The sequence below is a fragment of the Butyrivibrio sp. YAB3001 genome, from assembly GCF_900112195.1.
GTDB lineage: Bacteria > Bacillota > Clostridia > Lachnospirales > Lachnospiraceae > Butyrivibrio.
In genome coordinates, this window is the sequence record NZ_FOKR01000033.1 from 1 (window position 1) to 18581 (window position 18581).

Annotated in this window: 21 protein-coding genes; 15 read left to right on the plus strand and 6 right to left on the minus strand. The window is 35.7% G+C overall.

Annotated elements, in window-relative coordinates:
- The first annotated feature begins 595 nt into the window (after positions 1-595).
- The 5 genes from BM086_RS21140 (at position 596) to BM086_RS19465 (ending at position 2670) form a co-directional block, all read left to right on the plus strand.
- Entirely contained in the window at positions 596-769 is a 174-nt protein-coding gene (locus tag BM086_RS21140; RefSeq protein ID WP_175560395.1) for a hypothetical protein, read from the plus strand.
- Between the two features lie 303 nt (positions 770-1072).
- On the plus strand, positions 1073-1693 hold the full coding sequence (locus tag BM086_RS19455) for a Fic family protein (RefSeq protein ID WP_051151102.1): 621 nt from the start codon (positions 1073-1075) through the stop codon (positions 1691-1693).
- On the plus strand, positions 1618-1794 hold the full coding sequence (locus tag BM086_RS22155) for a Fic family protein (protein WP_081647940.1): 177 nt from the start codon (positions 1618-1620) through the stop codon (positions 1792-1794). The genes BM086_RS19455 and BM086_RS22155 overlap by 76 nt, the downstream gene beginning before the upstream one ends.
- Before the next feature lie 145 nt (positions 1795-1939).
- Positions 1940-2098: a hypothetical protein gene (locus tag BM086_RS21145; RefSeq protein ID WP_155828122.1), complete on the plus strand. Its 159-nt coding sequence runs from the start codon at positions 1940-1942 to the stop codon at positions 2096-2098.
- A 203-nt stretch (positions 2099-2301) separates the two neighbouring features.
- Positions 2302-2670 carry a hypothetical protein gene (locus BM086_RS19465; protein ID WP_092331797.1) on the plus strand — a complete coding sequence of 123 codons (369 nt, stop codon included), beginning with the start codon at positions 2302-2304 and terminating at the stop codon, positions 2668-2670.
- Between the two features lie 18 nt (positions 2671-2688).
- Here the strand turns inward: BM086_RS19465 and BM086_RS19470 are convergent, their stop codons facing one another.
- A complete protein-coding gene (locus BM086_RS19470) occupies positions 2689-3294 on the minus strand; it encodes a hypothetical protein (RefSeq protein WP_029233780.1) in 606 nt (201 codons plus the stop codon).
- A 622-nt stretch (positions 3295-3916) separates the two neighbouring features.
- Between BM086_RS19470 and BM086_RS19475 the strand changes: the two genes are divergently transcribed.
- The gene (locus BM086_RS19475; RefSeq protein ID WP_029233781.1) at positions 3917-4237 is read left to right on the plus strand and encodes a plasmid mobilization protein; all 321 of its coding nucleotides are present in this window, start codon (positions 3917-3919) and stop codon (positions 4235-4237) included.
- The gene (locus BM086_RS19480) at positions 4198-5727 is read left to right on the plus strand and encodes a relaxase/mobilization nuclease domain-containing protein (RefSeq protein ID WP_029233782.1); all 1530 of its coding nucleotides are present in this window, start codon (positions 4198-4200) and stop codon (positions 5725-5727) included. The genes BM086_RS19475 and BM086_RS19480 overlap by 40 nt, the downstream gene beginning before the upstream one ends.
- A 74-nt stretch (positions 5728-5801) precedes the next feature.
- Here BM086_RS19480 and BM086_RS19485 read toward each other — a convergent pair whose 3' ends face one another.
- The gene (locus BM086_RS19485; protein ID WP_092331801.1) at positions 5802-7694 is read right to left on the minus strand and encodes a helix-turn-helix domain-containing protein; all 1893 of its coding nucleotides are present in this window, start codon (positions 7692-7694) and stop codon (positions 5802-5804) included.
- Between the two features lie 256 nt (positions 7695-7950).
- Here BM086_RS19485 and BM086_RS19490 point away from each other — a divergent pair, with 256 nt between their 5' ends.
- The 6 genes from BM086_RS19490 (at position 7951) to BM086_RS19505 (ending at position 13529) form a co-directional block, all read left to right on the plus strand.
- Complete coding sequence (locus BM086_RS19490) at positions 7951-8475, plus strand: helix-turn-helix transcriptional regulator (RefSeq protein WP_092331805.1); 525 nt, start codon at positions 7951-7953, stop codon at positions 8473-8475.
- Positions 8472-8630, plus strand: a complete 159-nt coding sequence (locus tag BM086_RS21150; RefSeq protein WP_155828120.1) for a hypothetical protein — start codon at positions 8472-8474, stop codon at positions 8628-8630. The genes BM086_RS19490 and BM086_RS21150 overlap by 4 nt, the downstream gene beginning before the upstream one ends.
- Positions 8631-8641: 11 nt before the next feature.
- Positions 8642-8785 carry a hypothetical protein gene (locus tag BM086_RS21155; RefSeq protein ID WP_155828121.1) on the plus strand — a complete coding sequence of 48 codons (144 nt, stop codon included), beginning with the start codon at positions 8642-8644 and terminating at the stop codon, positions 8783-8785.
- 146 nt (positions 8786-8931) lie between these two features.
- Positions 8932-10212 carry an IS110 family transposase gene (locus tag BM086_RS19495; protein WP_092331808.1) on the plus strand — a complete coding sequence of 427 codons (1281 nt, stop codon included), beginning with the start codon at positions 8932-8934 and terminating at the stop codon, positions 10210-10212.
- A gap of 829 nt (positions 10213-11041) precedes the next feature.
- Entirely contained in the window at positions 11042-12364 is a 1323-nt protein-coding gene (locus BM086_RS19500; protein ID WP_175560396.1) for a radical SAM protein, read from the plus strand.
- The gene (locus tag BM086_RS19505; protein WP_029233772.1) at positions 12348-13529 is read left to right on the plus strand and encodes an MFS transporter; all 1182 of its coding nucleotides are present in this window, start codon (positions 12348-12350) and stop codon (positions 13527-13529) included. Before BM086_RS19500 ends, BM086_RS19505 begins: the two co-directional genes overlap by 17 nt.
- A 159-nt stretch (positions 13530-13688) precedes the next feature.
- On the opposite strand, the gene BM086_RS19510 is transcribed toward BM086_RS19505, so the two are convergent.
- Positions 13689-15125, minus strand: coding sequence for an AAA family ATPase (locus BM086_RS19510; RefSeq protein WP_029233773.1), 1437 nt, complete (start codon positions 15123-15125; stop codon positions 13689-13691).
- Between the two features lie 335 nt (positions 15126-15460).
- On the opposite strand from BM086_RS19510, the gene BM086_RS19515 reads away from it, so the two are divergent.
- Both BM086_RS19515 and BM086_RS19520 read left to right on the plus strand, forming a co-directional pair.
- Complete coding sequence (locus BM086_RS19515) at positions 15461-16069, plus strand: helix-turn-helix domain-containing protein (protein WP_029233774.1); 609 nt, start codon at positions 15461-15463, stop codon at positions 16067-16069.
- On the plus strand, positions 16062-16628 hold the full coding sequence (locus BM086_RS19520; RefSeq protein WP_029233775.1) for a tyrosine-type recombinase/integrase: 567 nt from the start codon (positions 16062-16064) through the stop codon (positions 16626-16628). The genes BM086_RS19515 and BM086_RS19520 overlap by 8 nt, the downstream gene beginning before the upstream one ends.
- Before the next feature lie 73 nt (positions 16629-16701).
- Here the strand turns inward: BM086_RS19520 and BM086_RS19525 are convergent, their stop codons facing one another.
- From BM086_RS19525 to BM086_RS19535, 3 genes are all read right to left on the minus strand, one after another.
- The gene (locus BM086_RS19525; protein WP_029233776.1) at positions 16702-16911 is read right to left on the minus strand and encodes a helix-turn-helix domain-containing protein; all 210 of its coding nucleotides are present in this window, start codon (positions 16909-16911) and stop codon (positions 16702-16704) included.
- A gap of 81 nt (positions 16912-16992) precedes the next feature.
- Entirely contained in the window at positions 16993-17367 is a 375-nt protein-coding gene (locus BM086_RS19530; RefSeq protein ID WP_029233777.1) for a hypothetical protein, read from the minus strand.
- 51 nt (positions 17368-17418) lie between these two features.
- Entirely contained in the window at positions 17419-18183 is a 765-nt protein-coding gene (locus BM086_RS19535; RefSeq protein WP_029233778.1) for a ParA family protein, read from the minus strand.
- Positions 18184-18581 lie beyond the last annotated feature (398 nt).

The following is an 18581-nucleotide window of genomic DNA, read 5'->3' on the forward strand; positions in this document are numbered from 1 at the left end:
CAGTACCGAACAGGCACAACCACCAAAAGGTGAAAAGCCTTATAAACAATACAATTTATGCATTAATTATAGGAAATATGAGTGGATTTTGCAACCACCATATAGTCTAAAGTTTTCCTATGATAAGCACAAAATATTGTTTATTCGGTCTATGGTGTCCCATAGGCTTTTTTATTTCCTAGACATGAAAAAAGGTTTTGCTGGGAATAGGATCTAGCCAATCGCATTATTTCCAACACCAATAATTAAACACAGGTCTGGCCGCCTGCCAGAGGAAGATATGGTCACGTTGAGAGGAAAATCGTGTGAAAACAACCTTTTCGTATGAGGAACGGGCACTGATCAGCCCCATACAGTCTACGGAGGAATCACGGTAAGAGCGTGCCGGGGATCATGGGATGAACGGCATGGCTTGACCGCCTGTTTCTGTCCAGTCACAGACCTGGACAACCGATGCGTCGGCGAATACAAAACTGAAAGATGGAGTTTTACCGTGCTTCGTGCGATATGGGACAGATGCCTTGAGAAAGCAGATGTCTCTGACTTATGATCAGAACATATTGCTAGGGGGGCTTGCAAAAGATGATCTCTTACGATGTTTGAACCGGAGACCTTGATCGTTGGCAGTGTGCCAGAAGCGGGACCTGTAGTAATACAGGTAAGTGATACATACGGATACCTCAGGCGATATACGCCAAAAGAAATCTTGTCACTTCCCTTCGCAGACCTTAATTTTAGCATAGAATCCGTGGATTTTATGCTTTTTTAGATTCTTTCTAAAACATAAGGTCTGCGGGGGGAAGCTCACAGCCGTTTCCTTGGTTCAACCGCCAGAAGAAAAGCAAGGACAGGCTGCGAGCGATTGTTGGTCTCTCCTGGTCTTTTGGTTGTCTTTATAAATATGTATATGGTCGTACTAGCAGAGCTGATGGATACTGGTCTGGAAGGATGCTCCGATCAAAACAGCATCCTATTGTCATTTTGGTCGGAATAATATAAAGAGAAGATGGGTTGTTGATTTACTACCTAATAAATGACAGATTTTAGGTAGTAAATTTCTTAAGAGGTAGTTATGAGGAAGTTTGATTATTCTTTTTTAAAAAAAGAGATTCCTGGGACCATCATTGGAACAGTAGGGATCATATCAGATCTAAATACAAGGAACCAGGTAAGAAAGCTCCAATATGAGAAGACTTTTGAAAAACTCAGGGAAAAGGCTGTGATAGAATCCGTTAAGGCCAGCAATGAGATCGAGGGTATTGTCACTACTGAAGAAAGAATCAAGGATCTGGTAGCAGGAGCTGCGCCCCTCACACATGATGAAAAAGAGATCTCCGGATATAAAGATGCCTTGAGTCTCATCCATACAGAACATGAAAATCTTGATGTATCAAAAGAAGTGATCCTGATGTTTCACAGGATGATCGAAGAATCAGTTAATCCTCTGGAGGCTGAAACAAGGGACAACCTTATAATGGAATACTTAAGCGATGAGAGCAGACGGGTAAGATTTACTCCGGTAAAACATAAAGATACAGAGGAGGCAATGGAGCAGCTTATCCTTGCTTTCTATGATGCAAGACAGGATGAGGAGATACCTGTTCTTTTTCTCATACCATGTTTTATAGTGGATTATGCATCCATCCATTCATTGACGGGAACGGAAGAGTATCAAGACTTCTTACGGTACTGATGCTCTATATCTTTGGATATGATATAGGAAGATATATCTCTGTTGAGAACCAGATAAATATAAGGAAAGCTATTATGCAGCACTTGAACAGTCTTCATTAGGATGGCATGAAAACAAAAATGATTACATGCCTTTCATAATAAATTTCCTTCAGATCCTGTACCGGTGTTTTAAGGATCTTGATGATTCGTTCATGGAGATATCACTAAAAAAGCAAAAAAATCTGAGAGGGTTGAGGCGGTCCTTATGGGAGCTGTAGTCCCGATATCGAAAGCTGACATCGCAGAAAAGCTTCCTGATGTAAGTGTAAAAACCATAGAACTGGTCCTTGGAAAAATGCTAAAGGATGAAAAGATTGAAAAGATCGGAACTTTCAAAGATGCTAGGTATATGAAGAAAAGGTAGAGAAGTATTCATGGGTGAAAGACCTCCAGGAAAATTCAGAATTTTTGAAAAGTACTAAAGATTAGCCAATTGAATTCTAGTACATATTTTATTTGAAATTCAGAGAAGGGTGAGTGAGGTGTAACAATATTGAAAATGTAAACGAAATAATATACAATAATTAACGCAAAATAATTTTTTTTTATAAGAAGGAGGAATTTTTGATGAAAAAGACAAAGAGAATACTGTCAATAGCGTTAATTATGGCTATGTTATTGTTGGCATTTGTACCTAAGATAACGGCTTTAGCTGCTCCTGCGAGTCCAATTAGTAGTGTTAGGATTGGCAATGGCTATATGGAAGATAACTGCTTAAAAGTTAGAGTTATAGTTGTTGGCAGTGGAACAGCAATGGGATATTTGAATGATGTAAGAGTTAGAATGGAGTCCTCGACTATTTCAGGAAATACTTATACATTTGTATTTAATTGTGGATATAAAGCGCCAGGGACATATACATTCAGATATGTAGGAAGATCAACTGTTAGGCCATGGAATACAGTTATAGAAGAAAAAGCAGTTCGGGCATATTAAAATTGAAAGCAGACCAAATCATTTTGATTTGGTCTGCTTTGTTAATAGATTAAATAAAGATTTATATCTTAAATATTGTTCATAGTATCTGTTTTTTAATCCTTCATTCATATCTTCTTTTATTGACTGAATGATATTTACTTTGTTAAAACTAGAAGAATCATCTGAGAGTTGATAATTGGCTTGATCATATGCAGTTAATATATCATTTAGCCATGGTATCTTCCCTTGTTTTTTTAAATAGATTCCATATGCGAATGTTTCATACTCATCTATATTCGAAAAACTAATATTGTTTAAATGAATTTCTCGAATAATAGGATCTGAGCCATCCCACGGATAGAGTTTTGCTATGTAGACAGGATCCTCTTCAGAATAGTTTGAAGGTTTATAAAATTTGCATGGTAAATTTTGGGGGTTATTTATTTCGCCGCACATAGAACAATTTAAATCTTCTTCAGTTGTATAAGGAGTTTTATTGTTATTAACAATAGTTGATGTTTTATCAGATTGTTGTATGTCAGCTATATTAAAAGCAGACGAAAAATTGTTTTGAATCTTTTGTTCAACATACATTTTTGAAGGTGCGTTTTTGTAATAAGAAGCATCTAAAGTTATGCTCATAATAATATATTTTTCCTTCCTAATTAAAAATTTCTTATCTAAAAAAATGTCTTTTCAAAGAATCTACTCAATCCATTGAAAAGACATATAATCCATTATCATCATTTATATCGGCAATATTGTATGTGAGTTAAGAGTAAAAGAATAAAATATTTATATAAAGGAACATTCTATTATTTAAAAATAATGATATGTGCCTTTATATTTTTTTCGCCAGTTCCTGGCGTAGCCGCATCGCAAAATCACAGTCACGACAAAATGAAAAATTTCAAAATGCGATGCTGTTCATGCTGCTCGTACATGAAAAAATCATCAAGTCTGCAGCCGGGACTTTCTGACATTTTCACGTATTCGCAGCATGAAATCTCCCACTTTGCCTGACCGGAAAGTAGTGGTAATATATACATGTGGGAGATTTTGCAAGCTTCCTAAAGTGTTACCACTTTAGCGCTTGCCAGGGAAGCTCTGCTCCCCTTGGATCCTCACATTTATGCCTGCCACAGTTATAACTTTTTGTAAATTTGTGTGGCTGGCATGATCAGAAATTTATTCACTCCGCTCATAAATTTTGATCGCAGCTGCTTTCATTTTTTCAGAAACGCAGCTGCAGAAAGGCTCCACCATGAATAAGAAAAGACCACATCAGGTAACGTTCCGCCTTTCGGATGAAGAGCTGGAAATCTTAAAAGAGAAGATCTCTTCATCTGGAAAAAAGCAGCAGGAGTATCTTCGGAGAGCTGCCCTTGAAATGCAGATAACTAACATGGATCCGCTTAAGGAACTGATCCCGGAAATGAAAAAACAGGGGACCAACCTTAACCAGGTAGCAAAGAAGCTTAATGAAAACGGATATGTTGATTATGGAAATGTTTTGTCAGGGACCTTGAAGGAGGTAAAGGAAACATGGCAGTCATTAAAGCAGTATCTAGCCACGCACCGATAGGAACAGCGATCGATTATGTTGAAAAAAGAGAAAAGACAGAAGAAAGACTTTTATACGGAATAGGTGTCACACCTGAAACTGCCAAAGAAGAAATGCAGGCGACAAAAGAAATATATGGAAAGACAGATGGAAGGACCTACAAACATTTCGTTCAGTCTTTTGCTCCTGGTGAAAACATAACTCCTGAGAAAGCCCATGAGATAGCAAAAGAATTTGCAGAGAGCTGTCCTCTCTTTAAAGGGTATGAGGTCCTTATAGCAACACATAAGGATAAGAAACATGTACATACCCATTTCATAATCAATTCAGTAAGTTTTGAAGACGGGAAAAAGTTCCAGATGTCATCAAAGGACCTGCAGAAGATGAAGGACAGAAGTGACGAGATCTGTCACGAACATGGGCTATCCATCTGTGAAAAGAATAAAACATTTGATGGCCATGAGCGTACCGGCATAACAGCATGGACAAAAGAAAAATATCATTTTATGAAGGATATGCTGGAAGGAAAGTCCGTAAAGTCCTATGTCTACAACACAATGGAAGTAGTAAAGGATTCCATGAACAGGGCAGTGTCACAGAAAGAGTTTATAACAATTCTTTCTGGAAAAGGATACTCTGTTGACTGGCAGGACAAACATAAGCACCTGACATTCATGGACAAAGATGGAAACAAGGTCAGGGACACCAACCTTAACAAGACTTTCAACCTTGGAATAGGAAAGGAAGAGCTGCTATCAAGGTTTGAAAGAAATGCTGCATCAATGGAAAGGGATAAGTATTCTCATGACAAGTGCCAGGGCATTGCAGCAAGGATCAGGATCACTGAATATATGGATGTCAAGGCAGACATGGATAAGGAGATAAAAGTAAGAGATAAACTGATAAAAAAGATGCATCCTTTTCTTAAGGAAGGAGAGAATGCAATCAACAGCGCAAAGAAAGCCCTTAAAAAATATGAGAAAGAGCTGAAGGAATGTCCCAAGATCCTTTTTATAAAATATCATGACCTGGAGGAGAAGATAGCTCACAAAGAAGCGTATATAGAGGGAAACAAAAAAAGCATTACCGGGTATCTTAAAAAGAACGGCTTTGAAACATTAGAAAAATATAATGAATATGTAGCAGAGACTTCAAAGATGGCCAAAGCTTCCAATGACCTTGATAAAAAGATCAGATCAGAGCAGACATCCTTTGATGTAGTATACGCAAGGCTTGATGCTGAGAAGGATATATCACAGATAGTTCTTGATCCAAGGGATGTAGCAGATCTTAAGGAGAATCTTAAGTTTGAATTTGGTAAAGACTTTAGTGATGCGGACATAGAGAAAGCTGATAAGCAGTTCTGTGATTATGATAATGCTGATCCGAGTACACGCAGGAAGATGAGAAAATATGAAAGGGACATCGAAAAGCGTGATGAGCGTGAAAGAGAAAATGGTGAAATCATCGAGCATAGCTATTATCATGAACATGATGAGTATGAAAGATAATATATTCATGCTAGAAATGTAAAAAACTTTCATTCCCATGGAAAAGAAAAGGTATGGGAATGAAAGTAATAAGATTAGGTTATAATTGTATCAAAATCAGTTTTTAGGGCTTCTATTAGCAGTTGAGCATTTTTATAAAAACCCAATGATCTAAAAATGGATATTGATTTAGTAGCAAATACAATCATTTCATCATACTTATTTAAGCATCCAAGTGCTTGAGCATAATAGAAGTATATTTGCGCTAATATAATGGGAGAATATGTACATAACGAATAATCCACCGTTGTTAATGAAAATAACATATTGTTAAAAAGCTTGTTTTTAAAAAAAAACTTTTGTTGGATATAGTAAGTAACTGGATATAATTGGAGCGCATATATTATATTAGGCTTTGTAATCTCTTTATATAAAAAAATTTGTTGAAAATAGGTCTGAGTATTATATGTACTCGAAATATTATTAATGCATTTTATTAGTTGATTAATTAAGGAAAATTCTACCCATGATAAGCGATAATTAAGCATTTTATTAATGTCAAATGCTGGTAGCGTTATAAATATGGCATCTTTTATTTTTGTTTCTTTCTCAGAAGAATCAGGCATGGTTCTAATATCAAATAAAACATAAGTCTGTTTAATTAGAGGATGTTTGGTGTGTTCAGCTAATTCTTTTAGTTCATTTAATTTTTTTATATAATCTGAAGATTTAGCAGGAAGGGTTGAAAGTGATAATTTAAGTTCATTAAATTGGGATTCTTGTTTATTACCGTAAAATACTAGTTCCCTTTCGGAGTAACCAAGCCTATTTAATAAAGCGCCTGCTATAATTATGTCGGGATTTAAAATGCAATTTTCAATCTTTGAAAGCATTGATTTGCTACATAATCCTTGACATAATGTTTGTTGAGAGATTCCCTGGTCAACTCTGAGCTTTTTTATAAGACTTCCTATTGTAAGAACATCTTTTCCATAAATATCAAATATGCCATTTGAAAAATTATCATTGTAAGTATAAGTAATTTTGGCAAATGAGTGGTTTATTATACATTCTTTTGAAATAGCGTCTTTGACTTTAAAAAAAACAAGCATTTTACGTAGATAGGAAAAAAAATCATTCTGTGTGGCAGTAATGGAACAAAGAATATCATTTAATAATTGTTGATATTGCGACTTGTTACCAGTAAGGTAATAATAAATTGATTCAATGATTCTAAGTTCAATAACTAAGAAATTAAGATTCATTGAATGTTCTGCATATGTGATTCCTTTTATTATTTTCTCTACGGAAGAATAATCGCCAATACATAATAGGTATTTAATATATACTATATTGTATTTTGTAAGAAGTTCTTCTTTTTCTGAATCAGTCAACTTTGTATTTTCTATATAGGGTAATAATTGTTGACAGATTATTAAACAATGTTCTTCTTTTTTTAATTCCAAAGATAATTCTGCAAACAGTAGAAGTGCATTAATTTCAGATACAGTAAGTAACTTGTATTTAAAGTCAAGGTTAGATATATCTATGGAATAATATGGTAGTATTTCAAGATATTTATCATAGATGAGTCGTATATCTGATGTTGCGGTATAGTATTGAAATTGAGAATATAAAAAAAACCACTCTTGAAAGTATAAACGGTTATAATTGAAATTTTGGTCGTTTACAGCTAGTAATTCTATATATGCTTCCTGCATTTTCCAATGTAGGAGGTAGAATCTTGCTTGTTTTATATGTATAAAGCATTCCCAATCAGAATCATTTTCAAAAAATGGATAGATTTCTCTGGAAGAGCCAGCTTTTTGCATTAATAAATTAAATGTAAATGGACTTACTCCAAGAATCCCATTTTCTATATTACTCAGAGATGCAAGTGAACAAATTCCATCAGATAATTTTTCTTGTGATAATCCAGCATTTATACGTGCTTCTTTAATAATCTGTCCGGCGTTTCTAATACTCATTATAATTCCTGTAAAACAATATAATATGATTCGATTTTTAGCAAAGCTAGTATTGATATAGCTGATAACCACAAATGCTAAACACTAAGAATGATTGTATCACAAAATGGGGGCACTGGAAGGTGAATTTTAGGTAAATGGAAACAACAAAGTTTATGTTTTGTCGAGTGCTGTTACTGAATTCAAATTGCTATATTTTATTCATAAAGAAATTGAAAAAAGGCAGGTGAAGATAATAGAAAGTATAGAGAAAAAGATGGAAGAATTGGAAGTTGAAATAATATCTGGTTTAGGCTTAGATATATTGATTTGCATATTTGATAAAGCGTCTAGCTGTGCTGAAATTGCGAGCAAATTAGACATTCCAGTTTTCACAGTTTCAAATTATATAAATAAAATGGTTGACATAGGTATTGTAAAGAAAAGTGATTGTTCCAATGAGTCCATTAAATATTGTTATGAAGAAAAAAATATTTTAATAAGAAAAGATCTAAAAAATATTAATGATTCATTTGAAAAAAAACGAATTATAAGTAGATATTCTCATCAATATTCATTAATGGTAAAGGATGCAGTAAAAAATGCATTGTGGCAAGAAAATGAGCCGAACAGAGTTCAAGCTTTGTTTATTAAAGCTAATAGAAATAAAATGGATAGTTTTCTTAAAGAATATGATGAACTATTGAGAAAATATCAGACCATGTCAGAAGATGATGGCAATGTTTATAACGTGTATTTTGTAGTTACACCAAATAAAAATCATACAGGAGAAAAAGAATGAAGATTGTAAGGGGCATATTAGTTTTATTACTTTTAGTTTTTAGTATTGATACGGGGAAAATAGTTGTGGCTGCTGCAGATTATGAGTGTTCTGTAAATCAGGAGTTAGATATTGAAATTGATTTGCTAGAAGAATATGAGGAAACGATTGGATAAGGAGCCTAGCTATGAGTATTTTGAACAGATATGAAGGTTGCCATGGCCTTTATAAAAATAGAGTTATTAATGAAATCTATTCATCAGAAAACTTATCAAATAAAGCAAAGCGATTATTAAATGGAACAACCTGTTCTGCTTTGATAAAGGGTTAAAACCAGGAATGGAGCTTCCTGTATGATGTAAATATACAAGATATGGTGGTTCCACAAGAAAGAGGGTGAAAATATAGATACCTCGAAGTAGAATAAGAAGTTGTTTGACGACAATAAATCTTATTTTCCACAGGGAGGTATCTGACATGTATTCTAACACACAAAACTCAAAAATTGCAGCAATTACTGAAAAGACTTTGGTAATCGGTATCGACATAGGAAGCGAAACGCATTATGCGCGAGCTTTCAATTGGAGGGGGATCGAATTTACCAGAAAGCCGTTCATCTTTAACAATGATGATGAAGGATTCGAGGCGTTTCGGGTCTGGGTTGAGGAGTTAAAGACTGAACGCGATCTGGATAAGGTTATCCCAGGCATGGAGCCCACCGGACACTACTGGTTCAATCTCGGAGCTTTTCTCCAGGACAACGGCATGAGGCCAGTGCATGTAAATCCTCACCATGTCAAGAAATCCAAAGAGCTTGATGACAATAATCCAAGCAAGAATGATCGTAAGGATCCCAAAGTAATTGCACGTCTGGTAATAGAGGGTAGGTATTCATACCCCTACATTCCAACAGGAATCTATGCAGACGTTAGAAATCTTTCAAATCTCAGACTACAGGCACAGGGTGAGTTAACCCGTATTAAGAACAGGATTGCCAGATGGTTTGCAATCTACTTCCCGAATTATAAAGACGTTTATGGGAAGCTTGACGCCGTAACAGGACTGGCAGTACTGAAGGTGGCTCCACTTCCGGAGGATATCGTAAAACTTGGTGCTGAAGGCGTAAACAAGATCTGGCGAGATGCAAAAATGAGAGGCGCAGGCATGAAGAGGGCAATGACCCTGGTTGCTGCGGCAGAGCACAGCGTTGGATGCACGGAAGCGTCAGAAGCAGCAAGATATGAGATCAGGATTCTACTATCAGACTATGATCTGTATGCACAGAGAGAATCAGAACTCATGAGTATGATCAATGAGGCAATTATTGAGATTCCATACATCGACAAGTTGCTTGAGATTAAGGGAGTAGGGCTGAAGACCGCAATAGGCTTTGTTTCTGAAGTGGGTGATATTAGTCGTTTTGATGACCCTAAACAGGTACAGAAGCTGGCAGGATACGCTATCGTTGAGAATGAATCAGGTAAGCATAAGGGAGAGCACCATATCAGCTACAGAGGCCGTAAAAGGCTCAGATATGTGCTATATGAAGCAGCTATCTCCGTGGTGGCTCATAATGCCGAGTTCAAGGAGATACATCAGCATTACATTACGAGAGATAAGAATCCACTTAAGAAGATGCAGTCTCTGATAGCTGTCGCGTGCAAGCTGATAAGGGTATTCTACATGCTTGCCACAACTGATAACCACTATGATGGACAGAAGATGATGTGTGACATCAAGAGACCTGTCGTAGCATAGTAGCAACACAAACTTGCAACTGCCTGCTCGCGGCTGGAATCAGGCATCCGACACTCGGGTATCTGATTCCGGTCACGATCAGGATGACCGGATCCCGTGAGGGAGTGACAGAATCGAATGAACATCAGGAAAACGTCCACCGAAAGGTGCTGGTGAACATAGCGGGCTGTCAGCAAACAACAAACTACAAAGAATGAGCCAGTAGCTGGCAGGAATATTCACCGGAGGGCATGACCCTGTAAAGGAGCTACGCTGGCACCCTGGTTATGGACAGACGGAACGAAGGAAGTGAGGACTCCCCTTGAGGGATGATCCTGGTAGACACGGGAGGTGCGCCGCCATAGGGGGATGGGTAAACGATGGCCATGTAGATCGAAAGCAATGACGTTCTACTTCGTATACTCTAAAACCTCTATTCTTGTACCAGATACACAGAGATGTCCATCACTATGGCTCATTTGTTAGAGGTAGATATAGAAAAAACCTTGATTTTTCAAGGAATTACACTTGACATAATAGGGAGGTGAAAAAATAATAATTTATTGGATAAATTAGGGCAGGTATTTCGTTTAGTGATAGAAGCATGGGAATTTGGACTATGAATTTCTATGTGTTTACAGATTTTTTTAGTAGTAAATAAGAAAAATATAAAATGAAGGAGATGCAGAAATATGAGTACATTTGAATTATCACCAGAGGAATTTGCTGAGATGGAGCAGAATGATGATGTACAGTTATCTTGCGAGTGCATTGATCACACTCATAGAAGATATTGATAATTATTAAAATGTCGGGGCTGAAATTATTTCAGCCCTTTCTGCAAACGAAAATGCTAAAATTAGAAGATGGATGTATTTTTTCAATAAGCGATGATAATCTAGAATTCAATCATATGTGGTTAGATGATAAGTATGTCACAAAACTTGATGATAACATGAATATTGTTTTGGATTCTTTCAATAATAAATGTTATCTATTAAATAATGACGAGTTAGTTGGTGACTATTTTCCGCAGGAAAGAAGTGATGATAGCCATGTGGATTGTAATTCAGTGAGTTTTATATTGGCAATAACTTATAAATGTAATTTTAGATGTACATATTGTTATCAGCAGCATGATGTGTCTTTGGACAGAAGGCTTATATCAGAAGAAAACCTGGAAAAGATTCTGGCTATTATAAGTGATTATATGGAGCTTAATCCGGATAAAAATGTAGATATTGGGTTATTTGGAGGAGAGCCATTACTGCCAGAAAATGAAAAAGCTTTTGATAGAGTGCTACTATTTTGCAAAGAAAAAAGAATTCCGCTTCATATTACTACGAATGGTTTTTATTTGAGGCGCTTTCTTAAAAAGCTTATTATCAACCGCAAATTTATAAGCTCTATAAACCCTACAATTGATAGTACCGAGTTAAATTATTTGACAAGGTGTAGTCTAGATAAATCTCAAAATTGTTCTGAATCTACTAAGGAATTAATTGATTGTATAAAAATACTAATTTCTTATGGAGTTAAAGTTAATCTTGCAACCAATATAGATAGGCTAAATTATGACAAAATATGGGATATGAAAAATGATTTGGAATCGTTAGATTTATTGACCAATCCTAATTTTGTATGGTCGCTTGGAAGAGTTGATGACCGACTTTTCGAGACGGGATATCCGCATATTTTAAAGGAAAGCGAGCTTATTGGGGAAATAATGAAGCATAAACTACCGGATAATATGCATATTGCGTTTTTAAAAACTACAAATAATCTTGTCCGTAAATTAGGTATTATAACAAATCAATTAGAGAAAAAGGGAAAAAATAATTATTGTTGGAATTCTTCTAAAGAAGATATGGCATTTTATGTTGATAATAATCTTAAGACATATAGATGTACATACACGGTCGGAAGACCTAAGTACAATATATTTGATTTTTCTTTAGATAATTTACTGAAGTATGAGGTCCAGGATAAGACATCAGACTCATATAAAGAGTGTATGGGATGTAAAATAGGAGGTTTTTGTGGTGGAGGTTGTCAGCTTTCTCATAAAGTGAATTTTGAGAAATGCTGTGAATACGAGAAAGAAAATTTTGAATATTTTATTGACAATATTTTTATTCCAGAGGTGAGGAGGAAATATGCGCAGTTTTGCTAAGATTGACAAGCTAGAGGTGGTTTCTTTTTTGAATGGATTAGTTTTTTTTGCCCCAGTTGCGTTACTTGTGAGAACTAGAGCAGGAATTACTCTTAATCAGTTTTTCATATTACAAGCAATTCTTTCTGTTGTGATTTTTTTCGGCGAAATACCAACCGGAAAGATTACTGACACTGTTGGATATAAGAATACAATTGTTTTGTCTCAGTTTATGCTGCTAATTGCTAGAAGTACGATGTTGGCTGCATTTATTTCTAAAAATTATGTGCTGTTTATAGCTGAAGCAGTAATTGAAGGAATTGCGAATTGCTTTACTTCAGGTACTATAAGTGCATATTTATATCAGAAATATGATGATGGGGAATACGTTGTTAAGAGTGCACGAGTCGGAAAATTTGGCACAGCAGGTTTTATTGTTAGCACAGTTATGTATGCGGGTATATATCATTTCTTTGAAATCAAAGGATTACTTATACTTACTGTTGTGATGAATATTATCGCAGCTTTTATGAGCTTTGGAATAGAAGATGAAAAGAATAAAGTAAAAAATATTACTAATAATCTGGTTGCTGGGAAGAAAAAGCTATTCATTCTTGAGTTAAATATTGAGAACATAATAATTATGGTAACTTTGGCTTGCGTTAGTATTTCATTTATACTGATCAACTTCTTTTACGTCGATAAGTTAGAAAACCTTGGTATATCAGAAGAATGGATGACTGTCATTATATTAGGGTATTCACTATTTGAGATGACAGCTGAGAAATTTCTAGATTATATAGGGGAAAAGAATTATTTTAAAACGTTTATAATAGGTTTTGGTGTAGCAGGCATTTGCATGGTAGCTTTTGGAAAATTAAATGTAAGATGGATAATTATCCCAATAATGTTACTGCTTCCGCTTGTAATATCCATTCCAGCTTATATATTTGATGAGATTGAGAATAAAGTTATTGATAAAAATCATCTTGAAGGTAAGAGAGCCGAGGTTTTGTCAGCTTATAATATGGGAGTGAATTTTGTGGAAATAGTTTTTTTGTTTGCTTCAGCATATATTTCGGAATTAGGAACGACAATTTGTTTTGCGGTGATTGGGAGCATGATGCTTGTTTTAGCTGTTTGGCACTTTATTAGCAATAAATATGTGGGCAGTGCAGCTACTTAATTTATAGCATTAGCATGACAGATATTTAATAAAGATGATATTTTGAAGTACGTAAAAGCTAACTTTTACGTACTTTATTTTTGCGTAGTTACTGGGGATGATGATAGAATAGTGGTATATACGAACTAATTAAAGGATAAATACGAACTATTCTATGACTTAGTCATCATTTTTTTCGAACAGATCATCCATCAGGATAACCTTTCCGACGTAGTTGCTGTAACTGTTCTTTTTGAGGCCGTAGGTTGTTATCAGGATTACCTGGATCGTCTTTTTGGTTTTTGTCGAATTACGAAATACAGCAACTTTATTCTTAAGTGAAGCATCATAGTCCTTAGTGATCTCATATTCATGCGTTGAAAACTTGTCTTCACACAGACTTATGACATGATCACGGCGGTCAATCAGCATATCTATCTGTGCTCCGTCTTCCGTGTCGCTGCCTTTTTTGTACCAGGATGATACTGTGGACATGATCCCGGATATCCCAAGCTTTTTCTTTATCTGTGGAATATGATCCTTGCATACCTGTTCATAAGTAAGACCCTGCCATACCTGCCTTGCAGGATTGTCGTTTGTGTTACTCCACATATGCTCGTCTTTACCATAGTTGTCTTTTATAAAGCGAAAATAAAATAGTGTGTAATAATCAGATAGCTGGAATGTCTTTTCATAGTTTTTATACCCAAATGTATCATTAACTCTGACAAAACCGGAATCAATGAGGTTTGTCAGCATTTTTGTCAGGGTCCCGTTTTCAGGAATCTTTGTTGCTGCTGAGATTTCAGCTCGACTTAGCCCTTTCTTTTTTTTGCTCAGCGCCTCGACTATTTTTATATATTTGTCACTGTTACTGAACAGCGTCCTGTACAGCTGGTCGAACTCATCCCACAGTTCTGATCTGTTTCTGAAAAACATCAAGTCAATATTTTCATTCAGGGTAAGTTCTCTGTCCAGTAACTTCAGGTAATATGGTATGCCACCCATTATCATGTAGCATACAGTGATATCATATCGGGACCAGTAGATGTCCCTTGAGATAAGGTACTGCTCCGTATCATAAAGATTCCAGGGCTCAATGTACAGTCTGCAGGTGCGTCTGTTAAAGAGGCCTCCCTTGTTTCTGTCTATTTTATCTATAAGCCAGGATGTGGCTGAACCGCATACTATAAAGACAAGGTTTTTTCTGGTACTGCCCCATGAATTCCAGAACCACTCAAATGCAGAAAGAAAGCCGGATCCCTGATTGTCCATCCAGGGCATTTCGTCAAAAAAGACTACCTGCTTTTCTCCAGGATCTTTCTGCTCAAGGTAATCCCTTAACAGAAAAAAGGCTTCAGTCCAGTCTTTAGGAGTATCATGTTCTTCTTTTGTATAACGGTTAAACTCCAGTATATAATTCTGGAGCTGCTCTGATTTTTTATGGTTATATGAACCGGTAAATTTAAAGTCAAATTTATAGTCAAAAAATTCATTTACCAGATATGTTTTTCCAACTCTTCTTCTGCCATATACAATAACGAGCTGGGCTTCCTGTTCTTCCAATACTCGCTTAAGGCGGTGGATCTCTTTTTCACGTCCTATTATGTTATTCATTATACGGTGTTCCTCTCTGTGAGATTCTGTCTACAAATCATATTTTAAACATGTTTTAGACAAAATACAATGCGATTTTGTCTAAAAATTACTATTTTGTTTAGATATAGATGAAAATGATATCAAAAAAACGGAGATAGAATTATCTTTCAGAATCATCTTTAATCCAAAGTAAAGCTGACAGAAAGTTGATTTTGGTGTATCATTATATTAGTGATACATGCTCACAAAGTGACTTTCCGTGATATTTTGACATTGTACAAAGTGCCCTTTCGTGAGAATACCATTATTAATACAGTATCATTATATTATTGAGATGATTAAAGGAATCAGAAATGAAGAAGAAAGCCTGGATAACGAAAGCTGAGGAAAAACGGATAATCGAAACATATGAATCTGTAAAGGGAGAGATAATCCCCTATGGAAATGAGGACCACGTATATGAGATAGCAACAGTACGTGCTTCAGGGAAAGGAGCGCTTGCACTCATAACCATATTTCCAGAATCTGATCCGGAGAAGAAGCATGATTACCCAAGGATCTTTGTTAGGCATTCAGATGCAAAGGGAAGGCGCACCTTCATTGATGTATGGGACAGGGACTATAATGGCGAGATCTTTTTTAGTTACCGGAATCCTTCAGATGTACCGGTGTCAGACCGAGATGTCATAGAGGAACTTAGAAGAAAAGTCAGCAGTCTTGAAGGAAGAATAAGCATCCTTAATAAGAAGTATCAGAATATAAATGATACAATTTCCATGACCAAACCTGCAGGAAGAAAGCCGCATCCTGAAAAGCTTGATGAGCAGGCTAAAAAGGTGCAGGAGCTTATTGACCAGGGACTGTCTGAGAAGGATATAACAGAAAAACTTGGCATTGGAAGGGCTACTTTTTACAGGATGAAAAAGAGAACTGCCAGGAAAGGACCAAAGGAAAATGGCTAACAAGACCACTGTTGCGCTTACGAAAGAACAGTATCAGGAAATAATTGAGACCATGAAGACGGGCGGATCTTTCTTCAGGGCAAATGAGAAGATAGCTACTGCCCTGGTCCTGGAGGCAAACTTAGGACTACGGATAGAAGATATCCTGAGGCTTAAGATGTCTGACATAATCATGGATGGTGGAAGGTACAGGCTCAACATCACGGAGAAAAAGACGTTAAAGAAAAGGACCTTTACGGTCCCTGTTGCCATATACAATTACATGAGGGTGTATGCTGCAGACAATAATATAGAAGAAACAGGGCAGCTCTTTCCCATAGGAGAAAGGGCTGTCCAGAAGTATCTTGCGAAGGTATGCGACTATCTTGGATATAAGAATATAGGAACACACTCCTTCAGGAAGTTCTTTGCAACTGAGATCTACTTAAACAACAGTTATAATATCGTCCTGGTCCAGCAGCTTCTGCAGCACAGTTCTGTTGCTGTGACACAGAAGTATATCGGAATCACTTCCGAGATGCAGGAAAAAGCGTTGGAAGAACATATAGCATTAGTTTGATAATAGTATTATAACGTTATAATACTATTATAATAAAACTATTATAATGGTATTATATTCAATAAGATGGATATTAAAATTTTTCACCAGAGTCATTTAATACGAAATTGGCTTCAAATTTACAGTCTAATACTTTAGCTATCTCTACCAGTTCTTTTTCGCTGAAATTGTCACGTTTGAATTTATTGTAAAGATTACTTGTGCTCCAACCAAGCTGATCTGCAAGCCATGCTTTGCTTTTGTCTTTTTTTGCTAATACAAGACGGATTTTTTCTGACATCATATGCTCATTCTCCTTTTATAAAGGTATAATAAATGATTATTAGTGGTAAAATAATAGTTTTATAATGGTATAAAACTATTATTATTTCTTTTTGTTTTCTTTTTCTTCTAATCTTGCTTTGTAGTTTGCTGTAGCTTCTTTATTAAGCTCATCATCATATAATGAGATGGAGTTTTGCTGGCAATAAAACTCAACAGCATGTCTAAGAAATTCTGATATAGAAACCTTGTTTGTTCTCTCACTTATGATCAGATATTTTTCAAATAAAATTGGATCCATGCTGATGGTCCTATTCTCAGCTTTTGGAGTAGTCTTTTTGGGACGTCCCCCAGGATGCTTTGCTATTGCTTTTTGTTTTTCTTTTTTTACAGGAGCTTCTTCTAGTTTTGGTACTGCTGCTTCTGATAATGCGCCTGTATTCGTAGCAATAGTTACTGGTTTTCTTTTTGAGGCCATATAACTCCTTCCATAGGAGTAAAATAATAGTTTTATAATGGTATAAAACTATTATTTTAACTCTATTTCTTTAAGTAATTCTCTATAATCAGCAACAACATCTTTTGTATCGGGATAGTCAATTACTGATTGTTGTTGGCTTTGAGCTTCTCTAAGTTTTACACGTTCTCTTACTTTCGTGTTAAACACTTTTGTTTCCATTCTCTTTGCCATATCATCAAGACCATCAACAACTGCTTTATCAAGATTAGCTCTGCCACCATATTTCACAAGAAGGATTCCTTCAAGTGAAAGATCAGGATTAAGTTTTTTCTTAATCTGACTTATACGTCCAAAAAGCTGATTAAGACCCATCATTGCAAAATAGTCTGCAAGGCATGGAATAATTACTTTGGTACATGCTGTTAAAGCCATGCTTGCAAGGACATTCAATGATGGGGGTGTATCGATGATTATAATGTCATAGGCACTTGCTGCAGGAGCTAGTGCATCTTTCAGAAGAGTTTCTTTTGAAATGACGTTATTAAATATTGTATCGGCATCGGTAAGGTTTAAGGAACCAGGAATGATATCGTAATACTCCGATTCTGCTATACAATCCTGTATGGGATATTCTTCTTTGAGTAGCCCTAAGAGATTCTTTTCCTGATATTCAAGTAAGTTTATTCCGGCAGCTGCTGTCAGATTACACTGGGGATCCATGTCTACACAAAGGACGTTCTTGTCAAATTCTTTCCCAAGGATTTCTGCAAGAACCTGACAGGTGGTTGTCTTTCCGCATCCGCCTTTTTGGATATTTACAGAAATAATTTCCAATTTTTTTCCTCCCAACAAAATAATAGATATTTAGATTAATAACAGTAAAAAACTATTAAAATAAAAGTATTATAATAGTTTTTTACATTTTTATTACAACTATGATATCACTTTTTTAGATAAAAGCAAAGTTAATTTGATATAGATTATAACTTTTGAGTGATAATTTGTGTTGATTTTTGGGAAAGGGTTGTGTAGAATAAATACATGGGGAAATAAAAAAAGCACCTTTGGCGAGGTACTTTTTTAATAGTTATAAGAAGTTGTTTGGAAATTGGCGTTTCCGAATAGCTCAGGTACCACCAGTACCGAACAGGCACAACCACCAAAAGGTGAAAAGCCTTATAAACAATACAATTTATGCATTAATTATAGGAAATATGAGTGGATTTTGCAAC